12 protein-coding genes are annotated in these 13,843 nt (G+C 50.8%); 7 read left to right on the top strand and 5 right to left on the bottom strand.

The genetic code is table 11. The features are described from left to right. Nucleotides 1–51 precede the first annotated feature (51 nt). Together F0L74_RS02735 and F0L74_RS02730 are read left to right on the top strand one after the other, a co-directional pair. Entirely contained in the window at nucleotides 52–1,689 is a 1,638-nt protein-coding gene (locus F0L74_RS02735; RefSeq protein ID WP_213086871.1) for a TldD/PmbA family protein, read from the top strand. A gap of 11 nt (nucleotides 1,690–1,700) precedes the next feature. Continuing rightward, nucleotides 1,701–3,035: a TldD/PmbA family protein gene (locus F0L74_RS02730; protein WP_149836292.1), complete on the top strand. Its 1,335-nt coding sequence runs from the start codon at nucleotides 1,701–1,703 to the stop codon at nucleotides 3,033–3,035. A gap of 49 nt (nucleotides 3,036–3,084) precedes the next feature. Here the strand turns inward: F0L74_RS02730 and F0L74_RS02725 are convergent, their stop codons facing one another. Both F0L74_RS02725 and F0L74_RS02720 read right to left on the bottom strand, forming a co-directional pair. After that, complete coding sequence (locus F0L74_RS02725; RefSeq protein ID WP_149836291.1) at nucleotides 3,085–3,663, bottom strand: AAA family ATPase; 579 nt, start codon at nucleotides 3,661–3,663, stop codon at nucleotides 3,085–3,087. Nucleotides 3,664–3,831: 168 nt separating this feature from the next. After that, nucleotides 3,832–5,937: a rhamnogalacturonan lyase family protein gene (locus F0L74_RS02720; RefSeq protein WP_188315830.1), complete on the bottom strand. Its 2,106-nt coding sequence runs from the start codon at nucleotides 5,935–5,937 to the stop codon at nucleotides 3,832–3,834. A gap of 177 nt (nucleotides 5,938–6,114) precedes the next feature. Between F0L74_RS02720 and F0L74_RS02715 the strand changes: the two genes are divergently transcribed. From F0L74_RS02715 to F0L74_RS02700, 4 genes are all read left to right on the top strand, one after another. Then, nucleotides 6,115–7,161, top strand: a complete 1,047-nt coding sequence (locus F0L74_RS02715) for an NAD(P)-dependent alcohol dehydrogenase (RefSeq protein ID WP_149836290.1) — start codon at nucleotides 6,115–6,117, stop codon at nucleotides 7,159–7,161. 189 nt (nucleotides 7,162–7,350) lie between these two features. Further along, a complete protein-coding gene (locus tag F0L74_RS02710) occupies nucleotides 7,351–7,884 on the top strand; it encodes an RNA polymerase sigma factor (protein WP_188315829.1) in 534 nt (177 codons plus the stop codon). A gap of 392 nt (nucleotides 7,885–8,276) precedes the next feature. Continuing rightward, nucleotides 8,277–9,314 carry a FecR family protein gene (locus tag F0L74_RS02705; RefSeq protein ID WP_149836288.1) on the top strand — a complete coding sequence of 346 codons (1,038 nt, stop codon included), beginning with the start codon at nucleotides 8,277–8,279 and terminating at the stop codon, nucleotides 9,312–9,314. A gap of 113 nt (nucleotides 9,315–9,427) precedes the next feature. After that, nucleotides 9,428–10,330, top strand: coding sequence for a DUF6528 family protein (locus F0L74_RS02700; RefSeq protein WP_149836287.1), 903 nt, complete (start codon nucleotides 9,428–9,430; stop codon nucleotides 10,328–10,330). Between the two features lie 158 nt (nucleotides 10,331–10,488). On the opposite strand, the gene F0L74_RS02695 is transcribed toward F0L74_RS02700, so the two are convergent. Next, entirely contained in the window at nucleotides 10,489–10,647 is a 159-nt protein-coding gene (locus tag F0L74_RS02695; protein WP_149836286.1) for a lmo0937 family membrane protein, read from the bottom strand. A 319-nt stretch (nucleotides 10,648–10,966) separates the two neighbouring features. Here F0L74_RS02695 and F0L74_RS02690 point away from each other — a divergent pair, with 319 nt between their 5' ends. Continuing rightward, nucleotides 10,967–11,425, top strand: coding sequence for a ferritin-like domain-containing protein (locus tag F0L74_RS02690; protein WP_149836285.1), 459 nt, complete (start codon nucleotides 10,967–10,969; stop codon nucleotides 11,423–11,425). Nucleotides 11,426–11,728: 303 nt separating this feature from the next. Here the strand turns inward: F0L74_RS02690 and thiH are convergent, their stop codons facing one another. After that, nucleotides 11,729–12,844 (bottom strand): 2-iminoacetate synthase ThiH, encoded by a 1,116-nt coding sequence (gene thiH / locus F0L74_RS02685; RefSeq protein ID WP_149836284.1) that lies wholly within the window; start codon nucleotides 12,842–12,844, stop codon nucleotides 11,729–11,731. 155 nt (nucleotides 12,845–12,999) lie between these two features. After that, a complete protein-coding gene (locus F0L74_RS02680; protein WP_149836283.1) occupies nucleotides 13,000–13,773 on the bottom strand; it encodes a thiazole synthase in 774 nt (257 codons plus the stop codon). Nucleotides 13,774–13,843 lie beyond the last annotated feature (70 nt).

Here is a 13,843-nt window from a genome sequence, read left to right as displayed (position 1 = left end):
ACCAAAATCTAAACCGCATTTTATCACTTAAATTTTAAGGAGGGCTACGCATTGAACAGAAAAGATTTTCTTCAGCTTTCAGCCATGAGCCTTGGCGCGATAATGTTGCCCGGCTCACTGCTGGCCGGCAATATCATTGACCCGGCCCAGGCGCTGGTAGATGGGATGGATGTTGCCGTAAAAAAACAGCTGGCTGATATTGCCTTGGCGGCAGCACGCGCCAAAGGCGCTACCTATGCCGATGTAAGGATCGGCCGCTACCTGAACCAGTTTATCATTACCCGCGAAAAAAGGGTACAGGGCATTTCCAACACAGAATCCTTTGGTATAGGCGTCCGCGTTATTGCCAACGGTAGCTGGGGCTTTGCCGCCTCTAACCGCGTAACGAAGGAAGATATTGTTAAGACGGCGGAAAGAGCGGTAGCAGTAGCCAAAGCCAACGCCAAAATAATGACGGAGCCCGTGCAGCTGGCGCCGCAAAAAGGCTATGGCGATGTTAACTGGAAAACCCCCATCGAACAGAACGCTTTTGCCATCCCGGTAAAAGATAAGGTAGATCTGTTGCTGCAGGTGAATAATACCGCCCTGCAGGGTGGCGCTAATTTTGTAAACTCCGCTATACTGGCCGTAAATGAGCAAAAATTCTTTGCTTCTACAGACGGCTCTTATATCGATCAGGACATACACCGCCTGTACCCCTTCTTTACCGTGACCAAAATAGATAAGGCCAGCGGTAAATTTGAGACCAGGCGCTCCCTCAGCTCCCCCGTGGGTATGGGTTATGAATACCTTACCCCATCTGCAGACAGTAAAGTAGCCGGCGTGGTAACCCGCTATAAGAACCGCTACGATATACTGGAGGATATTAAACACGCTACCGATAACGTAAACCAGAAAATAAAGGCCAAATCCGTAGAGCCAGGCAAATATGACCTGGTGCTGGACCCTTCCCATCTCTGGCTCACCATCCACGAATCGGTGGCCCACCCCACAGAACTGGACCGCGTGCTGGGCTACGAAGCCAACTATGCCGGCACCAGCTTCCTTACGCTGGATAAATGGAAGTCTAAGAATTTCCAGTTTGGCAGCAAACTGGTGAACATCGTGGCAGATAAGCTGCAACCCGGCTCCCTGGGCGCCGTGGGCTATGATGATGAAGGCGTGAAATGTAAAGAATGGGATCTTATAAAAGACGGTGTGCTGGTAAACTACCAGGCCATCCGCGACCAGGCCCATATCATTGGCCTCAACGAATCACAGGGTTGCTGTTATGCCCAAAGCTGGGAAGATGTGCAGTTCCAGCGTATGCCCAACGTATCCCTGAAGCCCGGTGCAACACCCCTGAGCGTAGATAACATGATCAAAAATGTAGAGAAAGGTATCTACATCATAGGGGATGGTTCCTTCTCCATAGATCAGCAACGTTACAATTTCCAGTTTGGCGGACAGCTGTTCTACGAAATAAAGGATGGCAAGATTGCCGGCATGCTCAAGGATGTGGCTTACCAGGCTAATACGCAGGAATTCTGGAACTCCTGCACCGCCATTGCGGATAAAAGCGATTACCGCTTAGGCGGCGCATTTAATGATGGCAAGGGCCAGCCCGGGCAGTCCAATGCGGTATCGCACGGCAGCGCCACTACCCGCTTTAATGGTGTAAATGTTATTAACACAGCAAGAAAAATCTGATTGATCCTACCATGGCAATACTAAAAAAAGAAGAAGCACAGGCACTGCTCAAAAAAGTGCTGGGCTTTTCAAAAGCGGATGAGTGCGAGGCCAGCCTCGCCGGCCGCGAAGGCGGTAATATCCGCTACGCCCGCAACGCGGTGTCTACAGCCGGCGATGTAAGCACCCTTACGCTTACCGTTAGCGCTACCTTTGGCAAACGTACCGGCTCCACTACCATCAACGAATTTGATGACGCCTCCCTGGAAAAAGCAGTACGCCGCGCGGAAGAGCTGGCGCAGCTGGCCCCGGAAGACCCGGAGTACATGCCCCTGCCTGGCCCGCAGACCTTTAAGGAAAGTATCACGTACGTACCCGGTACCGCTGCTATTACGCCCGATACCCGGGCAGAGGCCGTAGCCAAAAGCATACAGGTGTCTAAAGAAGCCAAACTGGAAGCAGCCGGTTTCCTGGAAAATACCACCAGCTTTGATGCCCTCATGAACTCCAAAGGCTTGTTTGCCTATAATACGGATACGGATGTGATCTTCAGCATCACCACCCGTAACCAGGCCGGCACCGGCTCCGGTTATGCGGCCCGTGGGTATAATGATATAAGCAAGCTGGATACCCATACAGCTACGCAGATCGCGGCCTCCAAAGCCAATGGCTCCGCCAATGCAAAGGCCATAGAACCGGGTAAATATACCGTGATACTGGAGCCGGTAGCGGCTGCCTATATGATGGAGAACATGTTCCGCGCGCTGGATGCCCGTAATGCAGACGAAGGCCGCAGTTTTATGAGCAAACCCGGAGGCGGCAACCGCCTGGGCGAACAGCTCATGGATGATAAAGTGACCATCTACTCAGATCCCTTTCACCCGGAACTGCCCTCCGCTACCTGGAACAACAACGGCGAACCGCAGGATAAGATCAACTGGATAGAAAAAGGCGTAGTGAAAAATCTAAGCTATTCCCGCTACTGGGCGCAGCAGAAAGGGGTAAAACCGGTAGCGCCTCCCGGCAATATTATTATGGAAGGTGGTAACGCCTCCCTCGAAGAACTGATCAAGAGCACAGAAAGAGGTATCCTGGTATCCCGCCTGTGGTATATCCGTATGGTGGACCCTCAAACGCTGTTGCTGACCGGCCTTACCCGCGACGGGACTTTCTATATCGAGAACGGCGTTATCAAACACCCGATCAAGAACTTCCGTTTCAACGAAAGCCCGGTGATCATGCTTAATAACGTAGAAGCCCTGGGTAAACCGGAAAGGACCATCAGCGTAGAATCTTACCGGAGCTACCTGATCCCGCCCATGAAACTGCGGGACTTCACCTTTACGTCTTTGTCAGACGCGGTGTAAAAATATATATGGTCTATACAGATCCCACCGCTAACCCGGTGGGATTTTTTTATGCTTTCTTTGTGATAGCCTCCAGGTATTCCAATACAAACCCCACCCGCTCCATCACCGGCACTTTAGGCGCCTCAATCAATGTATAACCATACTCCCGGTAAATAGCACATAACACATTATAAGTAGTCACTGCTTCCGCATAGGTTTGTTTCCTTTCCGCATCCGTGCAATATATCTCTTCCCACGGCGGGAACATAAACACATGTTCATTATAGCGGCATTGCAGCGCTGCCGTATGTAAAGCATCATCCACCGGCAGCCTGTTCAACCGGGCGTGGCAGATCACATCCGCTATGCCCCGGTCATAAAAACAGCTACCATTATCAGCAGAAGGTCCCGTATAAAACGTAGCAATAGATTGCTCCTGCATCAGGCGTGTATAAGCCTCCATATCCTTCCAGGGAACTGCATTACCGCCGGTAGCTTCCTGCTCCCGGATGATCTGCCGCGCTACTTCCGGTACGCAGGTATATCCTTTTTGCTCCAGTGCCGTTTTTACAGTGGTTTTACCAGCGCCGGGGCCACCTGTAAGTATAAAATAGTGTGGCTTGCACAAAATACTTGTGTCAGTCATCAGCAATAAAGTTTAAGTGAAATAATAAAGAAGGGAATAGAGAGGTGTGATGCAAAGATACAAAAACGTTCACACTCACAATAACCAGAAGCGCCTCCAAAAGTCAGGTACTTTTGGAGGCGCTGTTATTAAAAGGATCAAGGGTAGCGTAGCATCAGGCCTAAAACATTACTGTTTGATAACTTTAAACGTTTGCGGACCAGTACCACCATCCACCTTTATCACATAAATACCGCTGCCCAGTTGCGCGCCCATGGTTTTCTGATCAGTAGCCATGCCTTTTTCTATCATCTGTCCGGCCTGGTCATATATCACGTAGTTAAAATCCCCCTTCACGTTTAAAGTAAAAGTATGCGCAAAAGGATTAGGATACACCGGCGGCGCCTGCGCGGGGAATGGCGATTTTACCGGCGGCAGCGGCGTATAGTTATTACCAGTCGGCGTGCCCGTCAGCAGGATATTGGGGGACGGGGGTGCTGCCATACCGGTACCCAGGTAAAATCCGGGATGCGGCGGCTGGTTATAGGCGGAGTTCTGCCAGGCCACCGCTACCCGGTATTGTGGATCATGCATCAGTGTATAGATACGGGTAGAGGTGGGTATAACGGTGGTGAACAGCAATAGTTTGGTATTATCGCTGCTGCGCAAAACCACTTCTTCCCGCCAGTCCCCCAGCAGGTCGGCTGTAAGCCCAGGATTGGCCTTGGTACCGTTATTAGAGGCTGCGCCAAAGCTGGAGAACGTCACCAGCCGGGTGGTATTATTGCTGGTATAATTCCATTTATCCAGGTTAACGCCGTCCAGCAGTTCGCGGGAAAGATCGCCATCCCACCAGATCCCAAAGTTTACAGAAGGTTTGGAACTGGAGATCTGTACCCCTTTACAGGTAAACACACCGCCTACAGAGGCGCCCCATACTTCCAGCCCTTTATAACGGGGATCAATATCCGCTGCCATGGCCCTGCCTACATCTGTGGTGGCAGGCACGCCCCAGAGGGGTTGCCCGGTACGGGCATCGCGGAACTCTAAGCCATAAACGCCGTATTGGGAAGGCGTTTCATGACACTGCCAGAGTTCCTGGCCCGGACGGTCCGGGTCCATATCCGTCATATGAAGGGCGTCTCCATGGCCCAGCCCATTTACATACAGGCCGGTACCGTTATCGTTGATAGCGCTGGGGCCATTACAGATCTCGTCCTTGCCATCGCCATCCACATCGCCTACCGTCATCTGGTGGTTACCTTGCCCGGCGTAGCCATTATTGCCGGAGGTATTGCTGTCAAAGGTCCAGCGCCGGGTAAGCTGCCCGTTGCGCCAGTCCCAGGCCACCCGTACCAGCCGGGTATAATAGCCCCTGCCCATGATCAGGCTGGGACGTACGCCATCCAGGTAGGCAACGGCGGCAATAAAACGGTCTACCCGGTTGCCGTAGTTATCGCCCCAGGAAGATACCGTGCCGCGGGCGGGCAGGTAATCCGTGGTGGCCATGATCCGGCCGGTCTGACCGTTAAAGATGGTCAGGAATTCCGGTCCGCTCAGCACATAACCGCTGCTGTTCCGGTAATCCGCATTAGGGTCGCCAATTACGGCGCCGGCGGCATCCCGGGTACCGTCTGCCGTTTTGCAGGCTAGTTCTGCCCGGCCATCGCCATCCAGGTCATAGACCATAAACTGGGTGTAATGTGCCCCGGCACGGATATTCCTGCCAAGATCGATGCGCCACAAACGCGTGCCGTTCAGTTTATAGGCGTCCAGGTATACGTTGCCGGTATAACCGCTTTGGGAATTATCCTTTGAATTGGACGGGTCCCATTTCAGCACAATATCATACTGCCCGTCCCCATCCAGATCGCCGGTGCTGCAGTCATTGGCATTGTACGTATAAGCCACGCCGTCTGGTGTTGTGCCGCCTGCCGGTGGCTGTATGGGAATGGTCAGGTACTGCTGCGCCCACACGGTAGCGGATTCAGAAGCGGCCTGCTCCTGCCCGTTCAGCACCGGCCTTACGGTATAGGAAGCATTGGCCGTGGTATTATCCACATAGTTGGTGGAGTTGGTGATAGGCGTGGGGTTTACCTTCACCGATCCCCGGTACACATTAAAGGCAATATTGGACGGGTCTGTGCCAAATAAGCGCCAGCCTATATATACCTGTCCGGCGCTGCTGCGTACTGCCACTACGCCGCGGTTAAGCCGCTCCATCTGTTTCTGGGCAAATAATGGGGAATGGAGCAGGAGTAACAAAAAGGGTAAGAGGATAGATTTTTTTCTCATAACGGGTGGGTTTTTTGGGTGAGGTTACTAATTTATAAAAGAGCAAAGGCCAGACGCTGTACTATCATACTTAATACTATAAATTTGTACGCTTAGGCAACTAAGGGATCGCATACCATATAAGCTGGATTGGATTTCCACCATTGCAATTATTATAACACCAACATAATCCGTACTATGAATACTAAAGCTTATGCGGTACAACACGCAACAGATCAGTTAGGCCCCTTCAGTTTCGACCGCAGGGAGCCAGGTCCGCACGATGTGCAGATGGAGATCCTGTATTGTGGTGTTTGCCACTCCGATCTTCACCAGGCACGTAACGAATGGAACAATTCCATCTATCCCATGGTACCCGGCCACGAAATTGTAGGCCGTGTAACAAAAGTGGGCGATCATGTAAAACAGTTTAAGGTGGGCGATCTGGCCGGCATAGGTTGTTTTGTGGATTCCTGCCGGGAATGTGCCAACTGTAAAGCTGGTGATGAGCAATACTGTTTAACGCATCTGGTAGGTACTTACAACGCTTACGAGCGCGATGGCAAAACGCCTACCTATGGCGGTTACTCTACCCAGATAGTGGTAGATGAGCAATATACCCTGAAGGTATCTCCCAAATTAGCACTGGAAGCTGTAGCGCCCCTGCTCTGCGCCGGTGTTACCACCTGGTCGCCCCTGCGCCACTGGAAAGTAGGGCCCGGCCATAAGATAGGTGTATTAGGTTTAGGTGGCCTGGGCCACATGGGCGTGAAGTTCGCATCGTCCTTTGGCGCAGAAGTGACTATGCTGAGCGGCTCCCCCTCCAAAGAGGCAGATGCCAAACGCCTGGGCGCACACCATTTTGCCCTCACTTCTAATCCGGTAGTAATGAAAAGTCTCGCCGGCCAGTTTGATTTCATACTGGATACCGTATCTGCACCGCATGATTTTACCGCCATCACCCGGCTGCTGAAAACAAATGGTACGCTGATCTGTGTAGGCGTTCCGCCGGAGCCCGCCCAGATCCCTCCTTTTAGCCTGATCGCTAACCGCATCAGCATAGCCGGCTCTATGATCGGCGGTATCCGCGAAACCCAGGAAATGCTTGATTACTGCGCGGAGCATAACATTGTATCTGATGTAGAGGTGATAAACATTAAGGATATCAATAACGCCTACGAACGTATGGTCAAGAACGATGTGAGATATCGTTTTGTAATAGATATTGCTTCCCTCAAAGGCTAATACATACACCATTACGGATTATCCTGATAACCGTGGATGCGCATGGGTGCGGCGAAAGTACGTTGCAACAAGCATTGCGGATTATGACGGATAATCCGTAATTCCTTTTATTTCCCACAGAAAAATAGTATCTATGTTTTAGATTTGCTGCCCCTTCCGTAGTAATTCGTTGATGTAATCTAAAACATATTGGACCACGTATCAGCCATAAAAACAGGGACCGTTGCCGCTTTTGAGGAGGTTTATTACCAGTTTCATGAGAAACTGTATTACTATTTCCTGAAACGTACGGCTGCTGCAGACGTGGCCGAAGAGCTGGTGCAGCTCACCTTCATCAAACTGTGGCGTTACCGCAGCCACCTTAACGAAGAATTTCCCCTGTCACAACAACTGTTCAGGATCGCCCGGACCACGTTGATAGACGTACTGCGCCGTAAGGCCCAGCAACGTTCCGTTCCCATGGCCATCCACCAGCTGCCGGAAATGGAAGAGACCACCATGGCGCTGCAGGAACGCGAAAACCTGGACCAGGTACACCGTGCTATGGAAACCCTGCCGCCGGAAAGAAAGAAGATCTTCCAATACCGCATACAAGGCCTTACCAACCGCGAAATAGCTGCCCGCCTCTCGCTTTCTGTAAAGACAGTAGAGAACCAGGTGAACAGGGCTATTAAGCAGATCAGGGAGGCGATTGTGCTGGTATTGTTGTTTGTATGCAGTTGATGGTCTGTCAGGCCAACCTGCTTGATTCTTCTGCATTGCGGCCTTCCTGCAGTTTGCCGGAAAGCCCTTTTTCTTTCCTGGTCTTCGTTACGCCAGCGCCTTGATCCTTCTGCATCGAGCCTTCTGGCAGTTCTTTATCCCTGGGCCTCAGCACACCAGCGCCTTAATTCCTCTGCATCAAAATCCTCCTGCAGCTCTTTTTGTCCCCGGTCTTCACCACACCAGCGCCTTGATCCTTCTGCATCGCTGCCCTCCAACAATTCGCCAGTAAAACCTCTTTAATTCCCTCAACTCCTGAGAACCTGATCCCCTCCTGAAAAATATTTTCCCTGCCCGTGGGTGCACCGCACCCCTCCTGCGTAATATTACAAACAGGGCTATATTTTTGCCAGATGAACATCAACCGTGCATTAATAGAAAGGTTCCTAAAGGACCAGTGTACAGCCGAGGAAGCAGCAGCGGTAGGATATTATCTGCAAAATCACCCGGAGGAACTGGCGGCTTTGCTGCCGGAGCAGGATTGGGACGCTTTCGAGCCGGACAATCATCTGCACCCCGCCTACAGCAGCCATATGCTGCATAAGGTACGCCGGGAAGCCAGTGCCGCCCGCAAACGCCGTTACAGCGTTTGGGCATGCGCCGCCACCATCGCATTACTGCTGGGCGGTAGCATATGGTGGCAATATTATCCAAAGCCAACCCTGCCGCAAAACAGGGTAGCCTATAACGGTAAAGAGGCGCCGCACCGGGATACCCTAGTGCAATACACAGGTAACAGTACCCGGCTCATTGCCCTGCCGGACGGTTCTACCGCCGTGCTGGAAGAAGGGAGCTCCCTGCAATACCAGGCCGGATTCAACGCCACTACGCGGGCGCTGTACCTGAAAGGAGCCGCCACCTTTACCGTAACTAAAGACGAGGGACGACCATTTATTGTATATTCTGGAAATGTAGCAACCACTGTTCTGGGCACCGCCTTCAGGATCAGTGCTTACGAGGGGGACCGGACCGTGAAAATAAGACTGTTGACCGGTAAGGTCATGGTAAACACAACAGGAGCTCAAGCCGCCAAAGAGATGGTGTACTTAACACCCGGCCAGGAATGCGCCTTTAATAAAGGGAAGCGCTCATTGACAGTTTATGACTGTGAGCGTAAAACGGACAACGCATCCCCGGAACTGGTAAAAGGCAATATCACTGACAACGGCGATGAGCTCCTGTTTACTAATGTCCCCCTCCCCGAAGTCGTGAACCGGTTCTCCACCGAGTATCACACCCGCATCAGTTATACCCCGCAGCAGCTGCGCAAAAGCTTTTTCACCGGACAGGTCCGCAAAAAAGACTCCCTGGCCGTTATCCTGGGCACCATTGCAGAGCTGAACCGCCTGCACGTAAGCCGGGATAGTACAGGGTTCCGTATTTACAGGTAGGGGCCCTTTCCACCCCTCATCACATTTCCATTATTTTTTACAAACGGCTTCCCCGCGCCGCCAAATAATTATAACTTAACCCGCTGTACCTTATTCAAAATCATTGGGACAATATGTTAATGCTTAATTGGTTAATGTTTGCTATTACCGCTATCGCCACGCCTTCGGTAGATAGCTGCAAACAATGTATCGTGCTGGCGGAACAATCGCAGCACCGTATCGTTATTGCGGATGTACCCTCGCAACAGATCATCTGGGAATGGAAACCTGAGCTTTCCAACGTAAAGCCCGAACATGTAAAATGGTTCAGCAGCCCCAGCGACGCCAAAGTGGTATACAACGGCAAATATATACTTACCTGCGCCTCCGGTGGCGGCGTAGCCCTGGTACGTATCGCAGATAAGAAAACATTATTTTATGCCTATGCCGGCGGTAATACACATTCTGCGGAGGTACTGCCGGATGGCAATATTGTAGCCGCTTCCAGCACCGGCAACTATCTTACTATATTCAGTGTAGATACCACGCAGGCGGCAGAACAGGTATACAGTCATAAAGTGCCTATTGCCTTTGGGCATAATGTAGTATGGGACCAGCACCGGCAGCTATTATGGTCTGCCGCGCAAACACAGCTCCGTACCTTCAAATATAATTTCAACAAAAAACAACCGGACCTGATCCCCGATACCGCCGTTGCACTGCCCGGAAAAGAAGCCCATGATCTTTTTCCCGTCTATAACAGTGATGCCTTGTGGCTTACTAATACTACCAATGTATACCAGGTAAATGCCGCTACGCGTGCATTAACTACTGCCAACACAGATTATCAGAAGAATATAAAAAGTATTACAGACGGCCCCGCAGGTTTTCCGGGGATCATTATCCTGCCTAAGGTTTCCTGGTGGACGGATGAAGTGCTGGATACAAAAGGGCAACGTATATTTTATCAGGAGGGGTTGAAGATCTATAAAGCGCGCTGGGTATTACCTAATACTTTCAGCTACGGAAAGCAATAACAAAGAAACTAACGCAAAAGGAAAAGATGAATAATTAATAAGCTCGCATGCACGCGGTTGTATGGTTCACTTTCACTCAATAGGTGCACAACAGGCATGCTGTTATTAATTATTCATCTTTAATATCAATTTCTTAATCAGGCTCAATCTATCATCCATTACTCTACGGGCGCTCTGCCACGGATGATGCTCAACAGGATTGCAATAATAGCCAGTACCAGCAGTGCGTGTATCAGGCCACCAGCTGAGTAAACGAAAAAGCCTAACACCCATCCTATGATAAGAATAAGGGCTATTAGATACAATATGCTTCTCATATGAAAAATGTTTGGTTAAATAGTACAGTAAAAAATCTGTGCCAATCCCTAATCCCCTCTTAATAATAACACACACAATATTGCAACCGTTTTACAAGCCCTGCATTGTGGAAGGGATTCCACCATGCGGGAAAAAAATACGTCATGGAATGGGGTGTTTAAAGGCAGTCCCGGATGCGCGCCAGTGTGCATTTCCAACTGGTCGCATTTTTGAACAGGTATTGGAAAGGCCCCCGGCCCCCGCCCCTTTTGAAATACGCATGCCTTACGGATGCGTACTGGAAACTCATTAACAATAAACATCAAAACAAATAATGCCATGCAACAGAACGAAAAACTCTCAGAACTTTTAAGCGACCTCGTAAAGATCAACAACGACCGTATAGAAGGTTATGAAAAAGCAATGGATCAGACCGATGATGCAGACCTGAAAGCCTTGTTCCAACGGATGATAGACGAAAGCAGGACCTACTCGGCCCAGCTGAACCAGGAGCGCGTTCAGTTTGGTGGTGATATTGAAACAGGCACTACCGCCTCTGGTAAGATATACCGCACCTGGATGGATGTGAAAGCGACATTTACCGGCCAGGACCGCCATGCTATACTGGCCAGCTGCGAATACGGGGAAGATGCTGCACAGCGCGCATATGAAGAAGCGCTTCGCTCAGATGCTCCCATGCCTTATAGCGTAAGGGAACTGATCGCTAACCAGAAAGGCGCATTGAGGAGCTCGCACGATACCATTAAAACATACAGGGACATGGAAAAAGTAAGCTAGCAACTTATGTTGTGCAGTTTACATTACTGCTGTTCATTTTGTTCAAGTTGAACTCGTTTGTAGGTTGTTCAGTAGAGGGAGCTTACATTCGAATGGTATGTAATGTAGCAGCTTATCTTTATAAGCCCCACTCAGATATTCTAATATGATTAATGGATTTTAGGTTTTCAAGGAAAGCCCTCCGCTCCTGGAGGGCTTTTTCTATATCGTAAAATTGACTTGACTATCCCTGCGCTTATTAAACTGCTCATTCAATGATCCGTTGAACATCCATCCCAATCTTTTCATTTAAGACCATTCATCCTATTTCGTTAAACTCCTGTCCCAGTCCTTCCACACTGCTTCATATCCTTGCGTCTGCAGCATTTGCGCAATATCTGCCGGACTACGCTCATCTGATATTTCAAACTGCTCCAAGGATTCCCTGTCGGCTACATACCCACCGGGATTGGTCTTAGATCCGGCGCTCATCGCAGTAATACCCAGCTTGATCACATGATTGCGGAACTGTTCTGATTCCCGGGTAGAGAGGCTCAACTCTACATCAGGGCTTAGCAGCCGGTAAGCGCAGATAAGCTGTACCAGCTCCCGGTCCTTCATCTCTACTTTAGGAGGCAAACCTCCCGTACAGGGCCGGAGCCGCGGAAACGAAATACTATACCGCGTTTGCCAATAGGTCTTTTCCAGGTACTGCAGATGCAGGGCGGTAAAAAAGCTGTCTGTACGCCAGTCTTCCAGCCCTATCAGCACGCCCAGCCCAATTTTGTGGATGCCCGCGCGGCCCAGCCGGTCCGGCGTTTCCAGCCGGTAATCAAAATTGGATTTACGCCCTTTAGGATGATGCAGTTTATAATCCGCCCGGTGATAGGTTTCCTGGTACACCAGTACGCTTTGCAGTCCCAGGGGGATGAGTGATGCATAATCTTCCTCGTCCATCGGCTGCACTTCCATGCTGATGTGCGCAAAATGCGGGCGTATCAGTTCCAGCGCCTGCTGAAAATAGTTTACGCCCACGGTTTGAGCGGCTTCGCCGGTTACCAGCAGCACATGCTCATAACCCATAGCCTTAATGGCGGCTACTTCCTGCAGGATCTCTGCCGGCTGCAGCGTTTTACGGCGTATTTTATTATCCAGGCTAAACCCGCAGTAAGTGCAGATATTCTGGCACTCATTGGAAAGGTATAGCGGTATATACAGCTGCATCGTATTACCAAACCGCTGCCGCGTGAGGCGATGGCTAAGCTGCGCCATCTGCTCCAGGTACGGCATTGCAGCGGGAGACAGGAGGGCCTTAAAATCCTCCAGGTTGCGCCGGGGAGCGGCCAGCGCTCTTTCCACATCCAACGCTGTTTTATTGTAGATACCTGCTTTTACGGTATCCCAGTCGTATTGATCAAAGAGGTCTTGAAAACTGCTCATAGTGATTGGTATTGACCATAAATCTTAATAAAGCACGTAATATCAGCGGCTGTCATCACTGGTGGATATTGCCGTTATTATGTTTGTTTACGCTTAGTTTGAACGGTCGCAGCAAGCTTTCGTTTTGTCCGGAAAGCCGTACACAACCATTGCTTTTACATTTCATCCAGGAAAGCCACCAAAGGGCTACTGGCTACTGCCCGCTGCTGACTACCCGCCAATCCTGCCTCATAAGCCAGCCTGCCGGCGCTTACCGCGTGCTTAAAGGCCAGCGCCATTACTACCGGGTCCTGGGCTACTGCAATAGCCGTATTTACCAACACCGCATCTGCGCCCATTTCCAGGGCTTTGGCGGCGTCTGATGGGCTGCCTATGCCGGCGTCCACTACCACCGGCACCCGGCTTTGCTCAATAATGATCTCCAGGAAATCGAATGTTTTTAGCCCTTTATTACTGCCAATAGGGGCGCCCAGTGGCATTACAGCGGCAGTGCCTACATCTTCCAGCCGTTTGCATAATACCGGGTCTGCGTGCACATAGGGCAGCACTACAAAACCCAGTTTTACCAGCTCTTCCGCGGCCAGCAAAGTCTCCACCGGGTCTGGCAGCAGGTACCGGGGATCAGGGTGGATCTCCAGCTTCACCCAGTTGGTCTCCAACGCCTCCCGGGCCAGCTGTGCGGCATATACCGCTTCTTTGGCCGTACGTACGCCGGAGGTATTGGGCAACAGGTGCAGCTGTGGATGCGCCAGGTGCTGCAGCATATCGTCGCCCTTGTCATGCATATCTACCCGTTTCAGGGCTACCGTCACCAGCTCAGAACCGGAGGCCAGCAAAGCCGCTTCCATTATCTGAGGCGATGAAAATTTGCCTGTGCCGGTGAACAGGCGTGACTGAAAACTGCGTCCGGCTATGACCAATGATTGCATTGTAAAGATGTTTTAAAGTGATGCGCTGCCTGATCAACAGCAGCGGGTTAATGATTTCAAAAGCGGTTGC

The sequence above is a fragment of the Chitinophaga agrisoli genome (genome assembly GCF_008386695.1).
In the GTDB taxonomy this organism is placed as follows: domain Bacteria; phylum Bacteroidota; class Bacteroidia; order Chitinophagales; family Chitinophagaceae; genus Chitinophaga; species Chitinophaga agrisoli.
Note: the sequence above shows the minus strand (reverse complement) of the source record. Positions and strands in the feature narration are given on the sequence as shown.

Coding starts and splice junctions, on each gene's coding strand:
- F0L74_RS02720 (WP_188315830.1), bottom strand. CDS start 5,937: ATGAGAAAAAAATCTATCCTCTTACCCTTTTTGTTACTCCTGCTCCAT.
- F0L74_RS02695 (WP_149836286.1), bottom strand. CDS start 10,647: ATGAGAAGCATATTGTATCTAATAGCCCTTATTCTTATCATAGGATGG.
- F0L74_RS02705 (WP_149836288.1), top strand. CDS start 8,277: ATGAACATCAACCGTGCATTAATAGAAAGGTTCCTAAAGGACCAGTGT.
- F0L74_RS02730 (WP_149836292.1), top strand. CDS start 1,701: ATGGCAATACTAAAAAAAGAAGAAGCACAGGCACTGCTCAAAAAAGTG.
- F0L74_RS02690 (WP_149836285.1), top strand. CDS start 10,967: ATGCAACAGAACGAAAAACTCTCAGAACTTTTAAGCGACCTCGTAAAG.
- F0L74_RS02715 (WP_149836290.1), top strand. CDS start 6,115: ATGAATACTAAAGCTTATGCGGTACAACACGCAACAGATCAGTTAGGC.
- F0L74_RS02680 (WP_149836283.1), bottom strand. CDS start 13,773: ATGCAATCATTGGTCATAGCCGGACGCAGTTTTCAGTCACGCCTGTTC.
- F0L74_RS02725 (WP_149836291.1), bottom strand. CDS start 3,663: ATGACTGACACAAGTATTTTGTGCAAGCCACACTATTTTATACTTACA.
- thiH (WP_149836284.1), bottom strand. CDS start 12,844: ATGAGCAGTTTTCAAGACCTCTTTGATCAATACGACTGGGATACCGTA.
- F0L74_RS02700 (WP_149836287.1), top strand. CDS start 9,428: ATGTTAATGCTTAATTGGTTAATGTTTGCTATTACCGCTATCGCCACG.